Genomic DNA, 17,670 nt, shown 5'->3' with positions numbered 1-17,670 from the left:
CGTATGCATCGCGACCTCCCTTGCGAAGCCTGTACGCGGGATACCTGAAAGGACACAGCCTCCCATAAGGCTGTGTCCTTTTTTTATGTGAATTCCGGAAAACCTAACGGCCGGCGGTTTCGGATATGCCCTGGCGCGCCAACTCGTCGGCGCGTTCATTCTCTGGGTGCCCTGCATGACCCTTGACCCAATGCCACTCGACATCATGACTACGGATTGCCTCGTCCAGACGGCGCCACAAATCCTCGTTCTTCACCGGTTTCTTGGCGGCTGTTTTCCAGCCGTTTCGCTTCCACCCATGTATCCATGACGTAATCCCGTCACGAACATAGGTGCTGTCCGTATAGATATTGACCCTGGCATCCCGCTTGAGGCTCTCAAGGGCGCGAATCGCCGCCATCAGTTCCATGCGGTTGTTGGTGGTTTCCGCTTCGCCGCCGCAAAGCTCCTTCTCATGACCTTTCCAGCGCAGGATAGCACCCCAGCCTCCGGGACCGGGATTCCCGGAACACGCACCATCGGTGAATATCTCGATCGTATTTTCGTCCGGCTCAGTCGATGCCATAGGATTCCGGTCCTTTTACACGCCGATGAAATTCGAGCTTCCTGATGTATTCCATCGGGCTTTTCGGTGTCACGAACGCGTCTTCAGGGGTATGCAGCCAGTCATAAAGCCGCGTCAGCAAGAACCGCATCGCCGCGCCCTGTGCCAGCAGCGGCATGGCGTCGATTTCGGCGCGGGTCAGCGGACGCACATCCTGATAGCCGCGCAGAAGCCTTCGTGCCTTGGTCACATTGAAACTCAGGTCCGGCTCAAAGCACCAGGCGTTCAGGCAGATCGCAATGTCATAGGCAAACTGATCGTTGCAGGCGAAATAGAAATCGATCATGCCTGAAAGGTGGTCCTGGCGAAAAAAGACATTATCCGGAAAAAGATCTGCGTGGATGACACCCTTCGGCAGGTCATCCGGCCACTCCGCCGTGAGCTCCTTCAGCGTCCCTGAAAGCATGTCGCTCAGGCCTTTTTTGACGCTGTCGGCACCGTCACCCGACGATTTCAGAAGTCCCGCCCAGGAATCCGTACCCAGCGCATTGGCCCGTTTCAGGGGAAAGCCTTCCGTCGCCAGATGAAAAAGCGCCAGCGCTTCGCCGACCTGGCGGCAATGTTCCACCGTCGGCCGCCTCGGCCACATACCGGCGAGAAAACTGACGACCGCCGCGGGTCGTTCGGAAAGTTCGCGAAGCGTTTCGCCGGCCTTCGTCCGCAGCGGCACCGGACATGGAATGCCATGCGCCGCCGCGTGGTCCATCAGCCCCAGAAAGAACGGTAAATCCTCAATCTGAACACGCTTTTCATAGAGCGTCAGGATATAGGGACCCGTCGTCGTGGTAACGATGAAATTGGAGTTTTCAATGCCTTCGGCAATACCCTTGCACGACAGCACCTCGCCGATGTCGTAACCGGCAATGAAGTCTATCAGTGCATCGTCATCAATTTCCGTGTAAACCGCCATCCGGGCGTTTTAAGGGGTAGATACCCCGACGCCAAGTGCGCATCTGAATGAGCGCGGCATTGAAACAGAAAATCGGCTATAATTTAACCGGCAACTGGATCGTAGCTGGAAAGCGACCGGAACGAATGAGACGCACCGGATATATCTTGAAGGCGCGATATGCGGCCGTCCTTGCGCTGTGCGCGGGCCTTTTTGCCTTGCCCGGCATCCCTGCGCGGGCTTCCCTGCCGCCGCTGGACGAACAGCCTGCCGCAGCTTCGCGCACACAGCCCAGCCCGATGGTTCGCCGCGCCCAGCAGGCTTTGTCCAAGCTGGGCCTGTACCTTGGGCCGGAAGACGGCGTTCTCGACAAATCGACCCGCGCCGCCATTCGCATTTACCAGCGCGCCAACGGAATCGATCCGTCTGGCCGCATCACCATGGATTTGATCGGCAAACTGGAATACGCCGTCGGTGTGCGCAAACTGATGCGTCAGCTCGAGGATGCCCGTTCGCAAAGCATCAAGGATGCCCGCTCAAAACTGATGAACCATCCGGCCACCCGCGACCTGATGAAAACCGATAACACCGGCGAGACCGCCGACCCGACTCGCGATGCATCCGCCTGTTTCAAAAGCCCGACGACGCTGTGCCTGCTCGCCGAAGCGCTTGAGAGTGCGAAAGCCATTGCCAAAGCGGAGCTTCGCGACTGGGCCCTCGGGGAAATCCTGATCGCCGAGGCGCGTGCCGGACTGGGTGAAAAGGCGATGGAGACTGCGGCCCGGATCAAGGACCCGCGACTTGTCATGGTGGCCCTTCGCGACATAGCCGAGGCCCAGGCCGCGACGGGGCGGGCAGACGATGCGCTGGCCGCCGCGGGAATCATTCCCGACCGTGAAAAACAGGCCGATGCCCTTGCCGCCATCGCCGAAATTCAGGTTCGCCGCGGCGACAAGGGCGATGCGCAAAAAACCCTGGAAAGACTGCTGTCCGATATCGATGACGTCGGCGACAAGTTGAAACAAATCGCCTTCAGAGCCCGCGCCGCCGTTATCTATGCCCAAGCCGACGCCCGCGATCTGGCCGAGATCGAACTGCAAATCGCCGAACAGGATGCCCGCGCACTGCCGCGCGACAGTTCCAAAAGCGCCGGTATCCGATACGTTGCATCGGCATTGGCCGACATGGAAGAAACCGCGCGTGCCCTTGAGATGCTGGATGCCGTATCAAGCCCGTCGGACAAGATCCCCGTCCTGATGTCCGCCGCCGAGGCACAGGCCCGGGCCGGCGATGCAGTTGCCGCCCTGGCAACGGCTTCCGGCATAGAGAACGTCCGTTATCGGGCCATCCTGCTGGGCCGGATTGCACTGGCGCAGGCACATGCCGGACGTATTGATGATGCCGACACGACACTGGAGCTTGCTTTCGCGGCAATTGACCGGATTGACCGGCCATATGCGAGATCATTCGCCATCAGCCGCATCTCCCTTGCCCTGACGCAAATCCACGGCGACAAGGCTGATACCGGTGAGAACAGCATGGCGGCATTCAGGACAGCGGCAAAACGCGCCGTCGAAGCCGCTGAATTAATCGATGACCGCCGGCTCAAGGCGCATACGCTTTGGCTGATCGCCGCCCGTCAGCAAGCCGTAGGCGATGATGCCTGGTCGAACACCGAGTCTTTGGCGCAGGCGGCAACCGACGATATTCCCGGAGATTTGAGCCGGGTATGGATGTTCGCGGATATCGCGGAAGGTCACGCCATCAACGGTGAGAATGATGCTGCATGGGGCGCTTTTGGGCATGGCATTGCAATTGCGCGGCATATCGACAACGCCTGGAGCCGCTCGCGGACCCTCGCCAAGCTCGCCGCCACCCTGATCAGCCTTGTCGATCCGGGCCGGGGGCGTGCGCCAAGTGCCCCTTGAGTACCAGGGCTTCGGGCGTTGAAGAGACCATTGCTTGTCGCCCAGCCAAGCGTCCTTTACATTTCCGCCTGACAATACAAGGAAAGGATACCCCATGGCAGGCCCGACGATTGCACAGAAAGAACCTTACGCCGTCGAACTTGTCGAAGGTAAAAAGTACGCGTGGTGTGCCTGCGGGTTAAGTTCGACCCAGCCGTTCTGCGACGGCAAGCACAAGGAAGTCGGCATGGCGCCTGTTGTCTTTACTGCTGAAAAGAGCGAAACCGCATATTTGTGCGGCTGCAAGCAAACTTCAGACCAGCCATTCTGCGACGGCACGCATTCGGACCTGTGACAATGCGCCTTTATCCCGGAATATTCGCGGTCCTGGCGGCAATCACGCTTGTCGCATGTGAAAACGTCAATGTTCCGTTCACGGAAAAGAAGACTGTCCTGCAGTGTCCCGATTACTTTGTTCTTGAAGATGCCGCCACGATCACAAAATTCCGCGACGGCCCCGGCCGTGACATTACAGATGTTGAGGTTCGTGCACAGATCGGCGAAATGCAGCTTGGCTGCATAACCGATATCGATAACGACACCAACGCCGGAAAGATGCTCGTCGAAGTCGCGCCTGTCATTGCGGCTGAAATGGGCCCGGCCAATGCTACACAGACGGCGTCGCTTCCTTATTTCGTTATCGTCACCGATCCAAAAAAGAACATCCTTTATCGTGAACCCCTGACAATGACCGTTTCTTTCAAGGGGAACAGAACGAAGCTCGTCGTTCTGCCGCCGCCGACAACGGTGGAAATTCCGATCACGCCGGAAATTCGCAACAACTATTATCTGATCTATAGCGGCTTCGAGTTGACCAAGGATCAGGTCGAATATAACCGCAAAGCAATTCAGGACCGGTTGCAGTAAGTTACACACCGGGTCATGTTGACCGTTTCACCGGCATCTGTAATGATCCCGAATGAAGACGAGATCCTCGTCACACCGTTGTGGGAGAGACCGGCACATTGATGTCGGCGCCGAAGGAGCAACCGCCCCGGAATCTCTCAGGCAAAAGGACCGCAACGGGTTGAGGCTCTGGAAAGCGGATGTGGTTTCAGCCACACCCACCGAAGATGTAAACCCTGCCTCCGATATCGGCGGGGTGACACTTTCAGGTTCCGAGACAGAGGGGGCGCTTTGAGCGACCGAAAGGCATTCTGCCCCAGGTCGGCTGGAAGCGACCATCTGTTTTAAGGGGACATCTGTGGGACAGAACACCGCACAAGACCTGAAAACCGTACCACTGGCAGACTTTCACCGACGCATGGGCGCCAAGATGGTGCCGTTCGCAGGTTATGAAATGCCCGTCCAGTATTCAGCCGGAATCATCGAGGAACACAGACATACCCGCGAAAAAGCAGGGCTGTTCGATGTCTCGCACATGGGGCAGGCATGGCTGCATGGTACCGAGGCGGCAAAGGCACTGGAAAAGCTGGTGCCCGGCGACGTACAGGCGCTGCATCGCGGACATGGCCGCTATTCCATGATCACCAACGACGCCGGTGGCATTGTCGACGACCTGATCGTCACCAGTTGGGGAGACAAGCTGTTCATCGTCGTCAACGCATCGCGTAAACACATCGATCTTCCCCTGATTGCCACCGCGGCCACAGGGTTGGCCGAGCTGGAGATTCTCGAGGACCGCGCCCTGATCGCCCTCCAGGGGCCGAAAGCGTCCGCCGTGATGTCCGCCATAGTGCCGGCGACGGCAAAGATGGCCTTCATGAGTGCCTTGGAAGCGGAAATCGATGGTGTCCGCTGCCATATCACGCGGTCCGGTTATACCGGTGAAGACGGCTATGAAATCTCCATGCCTGTCGGGAATGCCGAAGCCATCGCCGAATCGCTTTGCGATCATGACGACGTCATGCCGATCGGGCTTGGCGCGCGAGACACCCTCCGGCTTGAAGCTGGGCTTTGTCTGTATGGCAACGATCTCGATGAAGAAACCTCGCCGATCGAGGCCGGTCTGGCCTGGACGATTTCTAAACGCCGCCGTGAAGCCGCTGATTTTCCCGGTGCCGGCCGGATCATCGGTGAACTGACGGAGGGGCCGAAACGCAAGCGCGTCGGCATTCTGCCCGAAGGCCGCGCCCCGGCCCGCGACGGAACCGTCATTCACGCACCCGGCGCCGATGTTATAGGCACGGTAACGTCAGGCGGGTTCGGTCCCAGCGTCGGCGGCCCGATCGCCATGGGGTATGTCGCCTCCGATCACGCCAGCGCCGCGACCGCACTTGAGCTTGCCGTGCGCAAAAGCATGGTGCCGGCCACGGTCGTTAAAATGCCGTTTCAACCACACCGTTATTTCAAGGGATAATCCCTGACACACAGGGATCGCGCACAAGCAGGAGAGAGAATATGACGACGAAGTACACCAAAGAACATGAATGGATCGACATCGATGGCGAAATCGGCACCGTCGGCATTACCGACCATGCACAGGAGCAACTGGGCGAACTGGTCTATGTCGAAGTGCCTGAAGTCGGCGCAACCCTTGATCAGGGAGATGAAGCCTGTGTCGTCGAATCCGTCAAAGCGGCGAGCGAAGTCTATGCCCCCTGCTCCGGCGAGATCGTCGAGGTCAACGAAGACCTTGCCGACGCCCCGACCACCGTTAACGAGCACGCCGAGGGTGACGGCTGGCTGTTCAAAATCAAATTGTCCGACATGACCGAACTCGACGAATTCATGGACGCCGCCGCATACAAGGAATTCCTGAAGGAGCTTGATGAATGAGCCGAGTCAGCCTCGACGACCTCGAACAAAAGGACGCGTTTGTCCGCCGGCACATCGGACCGTCGGATAGCGATCTGGATGAAATGCTCGGCGTGGTGGGCCTGAAGAGCCTTGATGAGCTGGTCGACAAGGCCGTGCCGGACGGCATCCGTACAGAAGAAGCCTTCGACGAACCGGCGATGACCGAAGACGAGGCCCTGGCCGAGCTGGCGCGGATGGCGAATAAGAACAAGATCATGAAATCCATGATCGGTCTCGGTTATCACGATACGCTCACACCCAGCGTTATCCTTCGCAATCTGATCGAAAATCCAGGCTGGTATACCGCCTATACCCCGTATCAGGCAGAAATTTCACAAGGTCGGCTGGAAGCACTGTTGAACTTCCAGCAGGCGATCATCGACTTGACCGGCATGCCCCTCGCCAATGCTTCGCTGCTTGATGAAGGCACCGCCGCCGCCGAGGCGATGACGTTGATGAAACGTTCCGGCAAAAGCAAAAGCGACACGATCTTTGTCGCCGACAGTTGCCTGCCGCAAACCATCGCCGTCATCGAAACCCGGGCCCACCCGCTCGGCTTTACGGTCAAAACCGGCGATCCGTTCAACGACCTGGACCCGGCCGAGGTTTTCGGCGTGGTCCTGCAGTACCCGACCGTCGATGGCGATGTGCACGATTACGCAAGCCTGGCCGACAAGATCCATGACGCCGGCGCGCTGCTGAGCGTGGCCTGCGACCCGTTGGCGCTGGTCATGATGAAAGCGCCCGGCGAATGGGGCGCGGATATCGTCGTCGGCTCGGCGCAACGCTTCGGTGTACCGCTCGGGTTCGGGGGGCCGCACGCGGCGTTCATGGCGACGCGCGAGGAATACCGCCGTTCCGTACCGGGCCGCATTATCGGCGTTTCCATCGACGCGCAGGGTAGACAGGCGCTTCGTATGGCGCTGCAAACCCGCGAGCAGCATATCCGCCGCGAAAAGGCGACATCGAACATCTGCACCGCCCAGGTCCTGCTGGCCAATGTCGCCAGCATGTATTGCGTTTATCACGGTCCCGACGGGTTGAAGCGGATTGCCGGCCGCGTCCATCGTTTGACGTCTATTCTGGCCGCCGGTCTCAGAGAACTTGGAATCGAGGTCGAAAACGGCAATTGGTTCGATACCCTGACCCTGAAGACGCCGGGCGCCGCCGAAGCCATTCACGAGCGTGCCGTCGCAGCAGGTTTTAATTTACGCCGCATGGATGCGGACCGCGTCGGCGTTTCCGTGAACGAAGCGACGACCCGTGACGATATCGCCGCATTGCTGGCAATTGTTTCCGGCAGCGAGGACCATGGCCTGGATATATCCAAGCTGGATGCGGAATCGGAAGACGGCCTGCCAGAATCGCTGTTGCGCGAAAGCGACATCCTGACCCATCCCGTTTTCAATGCACATCATTCGGAAACCGCGATGATGCGCTATCTGCGCGCGCTGGAGGAAAAGGACCTCGCGCTGAACCGGGCGATGATCCCCCTTGGATCGTGCACCATGAAACTCAACGCCGCATCCGAGATGATTCCGATCACCTGGGCGGGCTTCGGCAAGATCCATCCCTTCCAGCCCTTGGATCAGGTTTCGGGTTATCTTGAGATGATTAAGGATCTGGAAGCCAAGCTATGCCAGATCACCGGGTTTGCCGCGGTATCGTTGCAGCCCAACGCCGGCTCGCAGGGTGAATACTCGGGGCTTCTGACGATACGCGCCTATCATCATGAACGCGGTGACGACCACCGCAACATTTGCCTGATCCCGTCGAGCGCACACGGCACCAATCCGGCCAGCGCCGTCATGGCGAATATGAAAGTCGTTGTCGTCGACTGCGACGATCACGGCAATGTCGATGTCGAGGACCTGCAGAAAAAAGCCGAAGCCAATGCCGACAATCTGGCCGCCCTCATGGTCACCTACCCGTCAACGCACGGTGTGTTTGAAACCAGAATCAAGGACATCTGCGACATCGTTCATACCAACGGCGGACAGGTTTACATGGACGGCGCCAACCTGCAGGCGATGGTCGGCATATGCCGTCCGGGACGTTTCGGCCCCGACGTGATGCATATGAACCTGCACAAGACATTCTGCATCCCGCATGGCGGCGGTGGACCGGGCGTCGGCCCGATTGCCGTCGGCGAACATCTGGCACCCTTCCTGCCGGGGAACCCGGTGGTCCCGGAGAGTGGTCCCGAAAACGGGATCGGTGCGATTTCGGCGGCGCCCTGGGGCTCGGCATCCATCCTGCCGATATCGTGGGCGTATATCGCCATGATGGGCGGTCAGGGTCTGAAGAAAGCGACACAGGCGGCCATCCTGAATGCGAACTATGTCGCGGCACGGCTCAAGGATCACTTCAAGATTCTCTATACCGGTCCGGGCGGGCTGGTCGCACACGAGTGTATCATCGATACCCGGCCGATTCAGAACGCCGCACACATTACCGTGGACGACATCGCCAAACGCCTGATGGATTACGGCTTTCACAGCCCGACCATGTCATGGCCCGTCATGCACACACTAATGATGGAACCCACGGAGTCAGAGCCGCGCGAGGAACTGGACCGGTTCTGCGAAGCCATGATTTCGATTGCCGCCGAAGCGCACCGGATCGAAGCCGGGGAATGGCCCGCGGACGACAACCCGCTGGTGCACGCCCCGCACACGGCAGACGTCGTCATGGCGGACGACTGGAACCACGCCTATACCCGTGAAATCGCCGCCTATCCCGCCACCGGACTGCGTCATGACAAGTACTGGCCAAGCGTCGGGCGTATCGATAACGCGCATGGCGACAGAAACCTGGTCTGCACCTGCCCGGCGATCGAGGCTTATCAGGAAGCTGCGGAATAATAAGAGATCGGGAAATCCGGGACGGCTTAGAAGTCGTCCCAATCCTGACGCAGGTTTTCCCCTACGTCGCATGGCGGGCGGTCATGGCCGAGCACCGGAATGAAGCCTGTGGTCCTGGGTTTTGCAGGCACAGCCCCGGCAATTTCGAGGATAAGCTTGCGGCGGACGGCACGGGCATAATCCTCAAAACCGTTGGCAACGATGATGAAAGCCCCCGGCCCGCCGATCACGCAATCGATGTAATAGTAATCAAGGTTGGGAATCTGCCGCCGTCCATAGCGGCTCGGCTTGTCGTTGACGATCGGCAATCCGTTTATGGTGATACCTGCTCTCAAAGCCCGTTCGCGTGCCAGAACAACCGGCGGGCCATCGTTATTGGCGCCGTCGCCTGAAATATCGATTACCTTGCGCTTGCCTTTGAAGGGGCTGTGGCTGAACCGGTCGATCCCCGCCGAGATGGCGCCGCTGATCGACGTCCAGACATTGACCATGACCGGTTCGAACGCCAATGCATCGGCAAAATCGTTGGCGCTTTGCGGGCTATTGATATAGCTCCAGTCCACCAGCGTCAGCTGATGGTGCGCCCCGGCCCATTCAAAGAACGTTACGGCGATTGCGCCATGGAATCCCCGCTGGATTGCCTCAATCACCTTGGGATCGCGGAAAGCTTTGATATAGCCCTGGCGCTGCAGATAGGCCTCGTCATCATCGACGGAACCGGAAATGTCGACGGCGATGATCAGTTCAAGATCCACCAGACCTTCCTGCGCCTGGGCTGGCGCCGGGCGCGCGGCCGTCAACATGATCAGCAGAAACATGGACAAAGCGCGGACAAAACTAATTGCCTTTGGACTGGGCCTGTCCATGCCTTGATCGGTCGGGGGAAACCGGCGAAAGTTATCCATGGGAGGAGTCAACGACATGACCATGAATAACGTCAAGGCAATCGTATTCGATACATTCGGCACCATTTCCGACTGGCGGTCCTCGATTGCACGAGAGGGCGAAATTGTCGCCCGAAACAAGGGGTTAACGGAATTCGACGGCGATGCTTTCGCCCGCGCCTGGCGCGCCGGCTACCGTCCCGGCATGAAGCCGGTCATCTCGGGAGAGCGTGAATGGACACCGATCGACGTCATCCACCGCGAAAGGCTCGAAGAAATCCTGCCGCAGTTCGGTCTCGATATGCTCGACGAAGCGGAGCGCGATCACCTGACCCGTGCCTGGCACCGGATCAATCCTTGGCCGGACAGCATTCCGGGTCTGCTGCGTCTCAAGAAAAAATTCCTCATCGCGCCGCTTTCCAACGGATCGCTGACACTGCTCGCCGGCATGGCCAAGCGTGCCGGCATTCCCTGGGACTTCGTCTTCTCGAGCGACATGCACAAGGCCTATAAACGCGACCCGCGCGTATACCAGAACGCGATTGCCCTGCTCGGCATGGAACCGGGCGAGGTCATGATGGGTGCCGCGCATAACGACGACCTTGAAGCCGCACGCGAACAAGGCATGCGGACCGCCTATATAAACCGGCCGACCGAATACGGTGTCGATCAGTCAAAGGACTTCGAAGCAACCAGCGACTGGGACATCATCACCGACAGCGCCGAAGGGGTTGCCGACGCTATGGGGTGCTAGGGTTTTGGCTATTCCATTTAAAATACTGGGCATCGATCATGTCGTGATCCGGGCACGCGATATTGCCGTGATGCTCGATTTCTATCAGCGCGTACTTGGCTGCAGCATGGAACGTCCGATTGAGCGCCTTGGGCTGTTTCAACTTCGCGCCGGCCGCACCCTGATCGATTTGGTTGACGTGAACGGCGAACTTGGCCGCAAGGGGGGCGCCGCCCCCGGCAAAGACGGTCTGAACATGGACCATCTTTGCCTGCGCATCGATCCATGGGACAGCGATACCATTCTCGGGTATCTCTCCGCCGAAGGCATCACGGCAAGCCCGGTTGAAACCCGTAACGGTGCCGAAGGCGAAGGGCCCTCAATCTATCTCGACGATCCCGAAGGCAACATGCTTGAACTCAAGGGGCCGGCTTACGGCGACTAGCTCAGATACCCCAACGGCAAAGCCGTCGTCGACTTGACCTCCTCCATCGCGAAGAACGAGCTGACGTCGGCAAAGTCGGATTTTTCAATCAGGCGTTTATAAACATCGTCATACGCCGCAATGTCCGGCACGACAATTTTCAGCAGATAATCGATTTCTCCGGAAAGCCGGTAGACTTCCATCACCTCGTCGATCTCCTGCACGGCACTGGCGAAGGTGTCCAGCCAATCCGCCGCATGCCGCCCGGCTTTCACGCCAACGAAAACCGTGACACCGGCATTGATTTTGACCGGGTCGAGGACCGCAACCCGGCGCCGGATAACCCCCGCATCTTCCATATTCTTGATGCGCCGCCAGCATGGGGTCGTCGACAGGCCGATGGCATCGGCGACTTCAGCGACCGGCATTGAGGCATCTTCCTGAAGCACCGCCAGAATTTTACGATCAAACCCATCCATTTCAATATTCCTATTATATTAGAATATTTTTCTAAAAATATGACCATATTGTAGTTAAAAAGCAAACTTCTTTCAGGAAATACGCCGTATATTCTCTTCAAGAAAAACCTAAGGCATACGGAGATTTTCATGCTTGAGCACTTCACACGGCATCCGCACTCGGTCGGCGAATCCTATTTCGAGCATATGGGTATGGCATCCGGTTTCGCCGCTTCCATGTTATTGGCGGCGGCGGTCTGCGCGGTGCATGCCGTGCTGCCGTTCGTGTTCGAAAAAACTGCAAGCCGCATGATCGCCGATTTATATCAGCGCACCGGGCCCGGACGAGTTCGCAAACCGAACTCGGCGCAGCTATCCGAGTCTGTCTGAGGGAAACCGGCTAAAAAAGTCCGCCGGAGTTGTTGCCGTCTGAATCCTCGAAATCCTCACCGCCGACGAACAGGTCTTCGACATACGAGAATTCTTTACGCAAACCGCGGCGTTCCAAAAGCTTTTTCTGGGCGCCGGCGGGGAAGTCGGAGAACATGATCAGCTTTTTGTCGATCAGCACTTCGATCAAATCCTCGAGCACGCGGGCCAGTTGCAAATCCGACTGCACCCAATCGTCAACGCCAGCCGTGGGAAGGTTCTTTTGAATGAATGCTTTCAATGCCGGATCGTCGGGCGCTACCTCGTCACAGCCCTCGACGGGCTGTTCATATACGGCAAGGATATTCCCGTTCTCGTCGCGGTAAGCATAAGGCATGGCGTTCTCCTGACCCGATACTAATGGGCAAATGCTGAATTGGGTATAGGGTTAGGGTATTTTTCGCGCAGTGCGCCCGATCACCATCATCGGTAATATCCCGATCACCGTCAGAACAGAAACAGCGGCGAATGAAACGGTATACAGACCCAGCACCTCGTGGATGCCGGTGAACAGGACCGGGCCGATCATGACGCCGATAAAAACCGGCACCAATACGCCGCCGGTTGCACTGCCGATCCTGCCCTCCGGTGCCATCCGGGCGACTTCCGCCATGAACACGCCATTCCATCCGACCGCCGAAAACCCGAACAGAAACAGCACGGCAAAGATCACCCAGATCGGCATGCCGGGTGCCAGCATGGCCGTCAGTAATGCCGCGACGATGGAAAGAAGCTGCGTCGCAATCAGCGTGTATCTGGCATTGTGCGTCCGGTCCGCAACCGCCCCCCAGCCGATCCGGCCGATCACGCCGGCGATTTGAATTACGGCCAACCCGACACCGGCCGTTACCAGATCAAGCTCAATTTCATCCGCCAGCATCGCAACGGCAAACCCCATCAGCGCAAGCTGGACCGCCGCCAGACAAAGCCCGAGCAAAGCAAGTAAACGCAGGTTCCGATTGCGCAGCACGAGGCCGAGATCGCGAAACACCGCACCCCGGAATTTTGTCCGGGGGTCTCGGTCCCCATCCAGCAATGTCCGTAACGGCTGAATCGACAACATGACCACAAATGCAAGACCGGCCCCCGCCAGCAACGACCACTGCCAGCCGAAAGCGACCGCGATCGGCGGCGCAACCAGCCCGGCGACGACACCGCCAAGCGGCTGTCCTGTCTGCTTGATGGAAAAAATCAGGTTTCGGTTGGCACCGGACGCAATCTTCATCATCAAGTGCGCTGCCGCCGGGTTGGTTAATCCGTAAGCCACACCGAGCCCGACCGTTCCCATACCAAGCATGGCGACATGCGGAATCGCAATAACCGACAGCGATGCCATAATAACAAAGGCAGCGACCTGGTTCGCCCGGACCGCGCCCAAACGGCGCTGCACCAGCCCAGCGGCCAACGACATCAGGGTTGCGCCCACATATGCCAGTGAAATCTGGAAACCGATCATGGATACCGGCAAATCCAGGGTCCTGGCGATCTCCGGTGCGACGGCGGCCGGAATCAGCATCGCCATCGTGGCGATCACCTGTACGGCGGTGACGCCGGTGATGGTGGCGAAGGCAAGATTCTTGGAAATCTCGGGATTTTGGGCGTCTGTGCTCATGTTTCGCCAACCGTAGCCGCTGGCCGCGCGCCGGTCTATATTGTCGTTATGTATTCATTGAAATCCCTGCTCGTTCTTCTGGCGCTTTCTTTCCTCGGGTCATGTGCAGTGCCGCCACCGCCGATGTCGGAAGAACCGACGCCTTCTGTGCGGACCTTGTCCGAAATGCGCGAACCCGAGGCCGCTCAGGCGCTGGGTCTGCGCGAAGCCGCCTGGGGTTATTTGCTGATGGATGCCACGAGCGGCGCGGTCCTTGAGGCCCATAACGCCGATGCAGGTTTTCCACCGGCATCGACGGCGAAACTGCCGACGATGATCGCGGCGCTCGGTATTCTGGGCCCGACGTACCGTTTCACCACGCAGCTGCTTGCCCGCGGCAAACTCAAAGCGGGCGTGCTGAGCGGCGATCTCGTTCTTGCCGGCGATGGCGATCCCTTGCTCACCGCCGGCGACTTGCGGGCTTTGGCCATCCGTATGAAGGACATCGGTATTACCCGGCTGGACGGGCGGTTTCTTTATGCCAGCGCCATACCGGTGCTGGCCGAAGTTGAACCGGCACAACCCCTGAATGCCGCGTATAATCAGGGCCTCGGCGGCCTGAATATCGAGTTCAACCGGGTTCTGCTGACACGAAACGGCGATGCCGCCGATCCACCCTTCCACACGACGCCCCCCGAAGCACTGACATTGGTCCCCTCTTTCGCCGGCACCGGCCCCGAGCAGGAAGAACTGCCGGTGCGCGCGCCCGGCAAACTCGCCGCGCTGATGCTGCGCCGCTTTGCCTTGGCTGAAGGGATTGCATTGCCGGACCCTGAAGCCGGTCCCCCGCCACCGGGTGCCGTTTCACTGGCGCAGATACGCAGCCAGCCGCTCATCGAAATCGCCCGCGCCGGTCTTGAATATTCCAACAATATGGTCGCCGAAGTTGCCGGGCTAGCCGCATCCAGAGCCCTCGGCAGCGGTGCGGAAACCTTGCAAAGCTCCGCGGATACACTGGGCATCTGGCTTGAGGGTGAAGTCGGGGGGCTCGGAAAGTTCGCAACGGCACTGGCCAACCATTCCGGTCTCAGTACGGCTTCGCGGGTGACGCCCCGGCAGATGACGCTGATCCTCAAATACGCGCTTGAACGCCGTTTCGACGGCTGGCGGTTCGACAGCCTGCTGACACCGAGCGGCGCCCGCAACACCTTGCGTGGCCGTTTTCGCGATCCGGACACCGCACTGCGCATCTGGGCAAAAAGCGGCACCATGCGCTACATCAAAGGGCTTGCCGGATATCTCGATGCCAGGTCCGGGAAACGCCTGATCTTCGCTTTGTTCGTTCATGATCCGGTGCTGCGTGACCGGTTGGAAAACGACCCTGCGCGATTCGGAGCCCGCTCACGGTCGGCCTCTACAAGCTGGCGAGACCGTTCGGACAATTTCGAAGCCGCCCTGATCTCACGCTGGATAAGAAATTACTGAAAAGAAAAAGGCCGGCGAAATCGCCGGCCCAGTTTGTGGGACGTGGAGAAACCCTATTCTTTATCGGCCGCTGGACGGTGCCATCATCTGGTCCGCCGTCTGGATGACCTTTGAATTCATGTCGTAAGCGCGTTGTGCGCGGATCATTTCGGCTATTTCTTCAACCGCATTCACGTTGGAAACCTCAATGAAGCCCTGAAGGACTGCACCGGAACCGTTTTGACCCGCGGTAACGGCCGACGCCGCCCCAGAAGCTGCCGTTTCCGTATACAGGTTATTCCCCTCGGCACGCAGGCCGCCTTCGTTCGGAAAGATCGCAAGCTCGATCGCACCGACATTACTCGGCAAATCCGCACCGTCCTGTTTGACCAGAACCTCGCCGGCGGCATTGATGGATACATCAATCGCATCGACCGGCACGGAAATACCCGGCAGCACAAGAAACCCGTCCTGCGTCACCATCTGACCCCCGCTGTCCAACTGGAACGTACCATCGCGGGTATAGGCGGTTTCACCATTCGGTAGCTGCACCTGAAAATACCCCTTACCCTGAATCGCAAGATCCAAGGTATTGTCCGTGGCTTTCAGGCTGCCCTGCTCGGTTACCCGATAGACAGACATCAGATCGACACCGAGGCCCGACTGAACGCCGCCCGGCACTTTGTCGCCGGCGCGCGAGCCGACTTCGTCCGGCCGTGCACTGTTCTTGTAGATCAGATCGTGGAATTCCGTCCGCCGCCGCTGATAACCGGTTGTATTCATATTGGCGAGGTTGTTGGCGACAACCTCGACGTTTCGTTGCTGCGCCATCATACCGGAGGCGCCAATGCGTAAAGCATCCATTATCCCGTTCCTTATATCTGCCGACCTTTTTGGCCGTGCTTTTCGTCCCGAACCGCTCTTCTGAGCGATCTTCTCAAGATTTAATAAGCAACGGGCGTGCCAATTTATAATTTGTTTTATTTCAATGCGTTATATTGGAATCTGTTGCAATAATTACCGCATATCGTCGAATACGCACGTGCATACGGCAGGTTTTGCCCCCCGAACGGCAAAATGCCCGGCCTTACAGGGTTTCAGGATGAAAAAGTTCCCTGATCGGGGTTTGCCGCGCGCTCAGGTGCTGCTGGTGAATATAGCGGCAGAAAGCGTCCAGCGCCGCCTCGTTGCCGCCCACACCATAGGTCCAGAAATCCTTGCCCATAGTGGCGACCGCCTGTTCATAGGCTTCGGCATACCAGGGCGACATGTCGCGGTTGGCTGAGGCTTCGGCAACTGCTTTGACCCGCGCCATGGCAAGCTTCCGTGCATCTTCGAAAGCATCGAACAAAGCTTTCGGCAAGTCGGGATATGTTTCCGCGACATCCTTGCGAACACCGAGAATGTGCATGATTGGAAAGATGCCGGTGCGTTCGAAGTAAGCCCGCTCCGCCGGGCCAGCAGGATCTATCAGCCGCTGAACGAGCGGATTTCCATCGGCAAAGGCCCGGGGCGGCGCCGGCGCGATGATCGCGTCCAATTCACCTTCCAGCAGGGCCTCGTTCAGGGTTTTCTCAGGCCCCAACGGCCGCAGATCGATTTCCGCCGGCAGATCGAGCTTCAACCGCTCAACCCTGCCCGGTTCGTTCAGCCCGCCGGTCCGGTATTTCAGCGCCGAAACGTCGACCCCGAAGTCGTCGACAAGAAACCCGCGCACCCAGACCGCCAGCGTCATCGCATATTCAGGCACGCCGACGACACGGCCTTCGAGATCTTCAGGCGTGCGGATACCGCGATCCGATCTGACATAGATCGCGCCGTGCCGGAAGGCTCGGGACAGAAATACCGGGATGCCGATGTACTTGCAGGTGCCGCGGGAAACCTGAATGACATAACTGGCAAACGACAACTCCGTGACATCGTATGGCGCGTCGCCGACCGCCAGCGGAAACAGTTTGCCGGGCGGTGCCGTCTCGGTCTTGAGGCGATAACCGGCGACGCCGATGCGTCCGTCCAGTATCGGCAGCGCCCGGTCATAATCCCAGCAGGCCAGACTGATCTCGGGCATTCTTGTCTCCTCCCCTGCCGCGGCCGATGACAGCGGGCCGCAGTTCCGGCACTATGATCGCGTATCTTTCGCGCCTGTCCACCAAGACTTTTCGGGAGACTTCGATATGCAATCCATTCACAATCCGCCGGGCGTCGCCCCGCCGTCATCCGCCTATACGCACGGTGTCCGTGCCGACGACGCGACATCGTGGCTGCATATATCCGGTCAGGTCGGCACCCACCCCGACGGTGCCCTTGCCGGTGACAGCGCCCAACAGATGGACGTTTGCTGGCAGCGGATCATCGCGGTGCTTCAACATGCGGGCATGGGGATCGGCAATATCGTCAAGGTCACGGCCTATCTGACCAGGCCGGAAGATGTCGGCCTGTACCGGCAAGTCCGCGACCGGCATCTGAACGGGCATCTGACGGCGTCGACGTTGCTGATCGTCTCAGGCCTTGCCGATCCGGACTGGACCGTCGAGATCGAGGCCGTCGCCGCCAAATACACACACGATGGCCAACCCGCCGGCGAAAGCGGCGGGGCCTGACCT

Annotated in this window: 19 protein-coding genes and 2 riboswitches; of the genes, 11 read left to right on the top strand and 8 right to left on the bottom strand. The window is 58.9% G+C overall.

Annotated features, from left to right (window positions below):
• Positions 1-103: 103 nt before the first annotated feature.
• Positions 104-565: a ribonuclease HI gene (gene rnhA / locus L2D14_06190; protein ID WNK01011.1), complete on the bottom strand. Its 462-nt coding sequence runs from the start codon at positions 563-565 to the stop codon at positions 104-106.
• Positions 552-1,514, bottom strand: coding sequence for a homoserine kinase (locus L2D14_06185; GenBank protein ID WNK01010.1), 963 nt, complete (start codon positions 1,512-1,514; stop codon positions 552-554). Before L2D14_06185 ends, rnhA begins: the two co-directional genes overlap by 14 nt.
• 125 nt (positions 1,515-1,639) lie before the next feature.
• Here L2D14_06185 and L2D14_06180 point away from each other — a divergent pair, with 125 nt between their 5' ends.
• From L2D14_06180 to gcvP, 6 genes are all read left to right on the top strand, one after another.
• Positions 1,640-3,421, top strand: a complete 1,782-nt coding sequence (locus L2D14_06180; GenBank protein ID WNK01009.1) for a peptidoglycan-binding protein — start codon at positions 1,640-1,642, stop codon at positions 3,419-3,421.
• A 94-nt stretch (positions 3,422-3,515) separates the two neighbouring features.
• Entirely contained in the window at positions 3,516-3,755 is a 240-nt protein-coding gene (locus L2D14_06175; GenBank protein WNK01008.1) for a CDGSH iron-sulfur domain-containing protein, read from the top strand.
• 2 nt (positions 3,756-3,757) lie between these two features.
• A complete protein-coding gene (locus L2D14_06170; GenBank protein ID WNK01007.1) occupies positions 3,758-4,327 on the top strand; it encodes a hypothetical protein in 570 nt (189 codons plus the stop codon).
• Positions 4,328-4,398: 71 nt separating this feature from the next.
• Positions 4,399-4,490: riboswitch (glycine riboswitch) on the top strand.
• Positions 4,491-4,493: 3 nt separating this feature from the next.
• Positions 4,494-4,589: riboswitch (glycine riboswitch) on the top strand.
• Between the two features lie 75 nt (positions 4,590-4,664).
• The gene (gene gcvT, locus L2D14_06165) at positions 4,665-5,780 is read left to right on the top strand and encodes a glycine cleavage system aminomethyltransferase GcvT (protein WNK01006.1); all 1,116 of its coding nucleotides are present in this window, start codon (positions 4,665-4,667) and stop codon (positions 5,778-5,780) included.
• Between the two features lie 41 nt (positions 5,781-5,821).
• Positions 5,822-6,199 (top strand): glycine cleavage system protein GcvH, encoded by a 378-nt coding sequence (gcvH, locus tag L2D14_06160; GenBank protein ID WNK01005.1) that lies wholly within the window; start codon positions 5,822-5,824, stop codon positions 6,197-6,199.
• Positions 6,196-9,084, top strand: coding sequence for an aminomethyl-transferring glycine dehydrogenase (gcvP, locus tag L2D14_06155; protein WNK01004.1), 2,889 nt, complete (start codon positions 6,196-6,198; stop codon positions 9,082-9,084). The genes gcvH and gcvP overlap by 4 nt, the downstream gene beginning before the upstream one ends.
• 26 nt (positions 9,085-9,110) lie before the next feature.
• Here the strand turns inward: gcvP and L2D14_06150 are convergent, their stop codons facing one another.
• Positions 9,111-9,902, bottom strand: coding sequence for a DUF1194 domain-containing protein (locus L2D14_06150; GenBank protein ID WNK01003.1), 792 nt, complete (start codon positions 9,900-9,902; stop codon positions 9,111-9,113).
• Positions 9,903-10,005: 103 nt separating this feature from the next.
• Here L2D14_06150 and L2D14_06145 point away from each other — a divergent pair, with 103 nt between their 5' ends.
• Positions 10,006-10,722 (top strand): haloacid dehalogenase type II, encoded by a 717-nt coding sequence (locus L2D14_06145; GenBank protein WNK01002.1) that lies wholly within the window; start codon positions 10,006-10,008, stop codon positions 10,720-10,722.
• Between the two features lie 4 nt (positions 10,723-10,726).
• Positions 10,727-11,146 (top strand): VOC family protein, encoded by a 420-nt coding sequence (locus tag L2D14_06140; protein ID WNK01001.1) that lies wholly within the window; start codon positions 10,727-10,729, stop codon positions 11,144-11,146.
• Here L2D14_06140 and L2D14_06135 read toward each other — a convergent pair.
• On the bottom strand, positions 11,143-11,604 hold the full coding sequence (locus L2D14_06135; protein ID WNK01000.1) for an Lrp/AsnC family transcriptional regulator: 462 nt from the start codon (positions 11,602-11,604) through the stop codon (positions 11,143-11,145). The genes L2D14_06140 and L2D14_06135 overlap by 4 nt on opposite strands.
• 129 nt (positions 11,605-11,733) lie before the next feature.
• Here L2D14_06135 and L2D14_06130 point away from each other — a divergent pair, with 129 nt between their 5' ends.
• Positions 11,734-11,973 carry a DUF6356 family protein gene (locus L2D14_06130; protein ID WNK00999.1) on the top strand — a complete coding sequence of 80 codons (240 nt, stop codon included), beginning with the start codon at positions 11,734-11,736 and terminating at the stop codon, positions 11,971-11,973.
• Between the two features lie 10 nt (positions 11,974-11,983).
• Here the strand turns inward: L2D14_06130 and L2D14_06125 are convergent, their stop codons facing one another.
• Positions 11,984-12,349, bottom strand: a complete 366-nt coding sequence (locus tag L2D14_06125) for a hypothetical protein (GenBank protein WNK00998.1) — start codon at positions 12,347-12,349, stop codon at positions 11,984-11,986.
• 51 nt (positions 12,350-12,400) lie between these two features.
• Complete coding sequence (locus L2D14_06120; GenBank protein ID WNK00997.1) at positions 12,401-13,624, bottom strand: MFS transporter; 1,224 nt, start codon at positions 13,622-13,624, stop codon at positions 12,401-12,403.
• A gap of 165 nt (positions 13,625-13,789) precedes the next feature.
• Between L2D14_06120 and L2D14_06115 the strand changes: the two genes are divergently transcribed.
• Positions 13,790-15,088 carry a D-alanyl-D-alanine carboxypeptidase gene (locus L2D14_06115; GenBank protein ID WNK00996.1) on the top strand — a complete coding sequence of 433 codons (1,299 nt, stop codon included), beginning with the start codon at positions 13,790-13,792 and terminating at the stop codon, positions 15,086-15,088.
• A 60-nt stretch (positions 15,089-15,148) separates the two neighbouring features.
• Here L2D14_06115 and flgG read toward each other — a convergent pair whose 3' ends face one another.
• Both flgG and L2D14_06105 read right to left on the bottom strand, forming a co-directional pair.
• The gene (gene flgG, locus L2D14_06110) at positions 15,149-15,931 is read right to left on the bottom strand and encodes a flagellar basal-body rod protein FlgG (GenBank protein WNK00995.1); all 783 of its coding nucleotides are present in this window, start codon (positions 15,929-15,931) and stop codon (positions 15,149-15,151) included.
• A 223-nt stretch (positions 15,932-16,154) separates the two neighbouring features.
• Positions 16,155-17,135 (bottom strand): ABC transporter substrate-binding protein, encoded by a 981-nt coding sequence (locus L2D14_06105; GenBank protein ID WNK00994.1) that lies wholly within the window; start codon positions 17,133-17,135, stop codon positions 16,155-16,157.
• A gap of 106 nt (positions 17,136-17,241) precedes the next feature.
• On the opposite strand from L2D14_06105, the gene L2D14_06100 reads away from it, so the two are divergent.
• Positions 17,242-17,667: a RidA family protein gene (locus L2D14_06100; protein WNK00993.1), complete on the top strand. Its 426-nt coding sequence runs from the start codon at positions 17,242-17,244 to the stop codon at positions 17,665-17,667.
• The last annotated feature ends 3 nt before the right edge of the window (positions 17,668-17,670 follow it).

The sequence above is a fragment of the Thalassospiraceae bacterium LMO-JJ14 genome, from assembly GCA_021555105.2.
Taxonomy (GTDB): Bacteria; Pseudomonadota; Alphaproteobacteria; order Rhodospirillales; family Casp-alpha2; genus UBA4479.
This window is presented reverse-complemented; position numbering and strand designations above follow the sequence as displayed.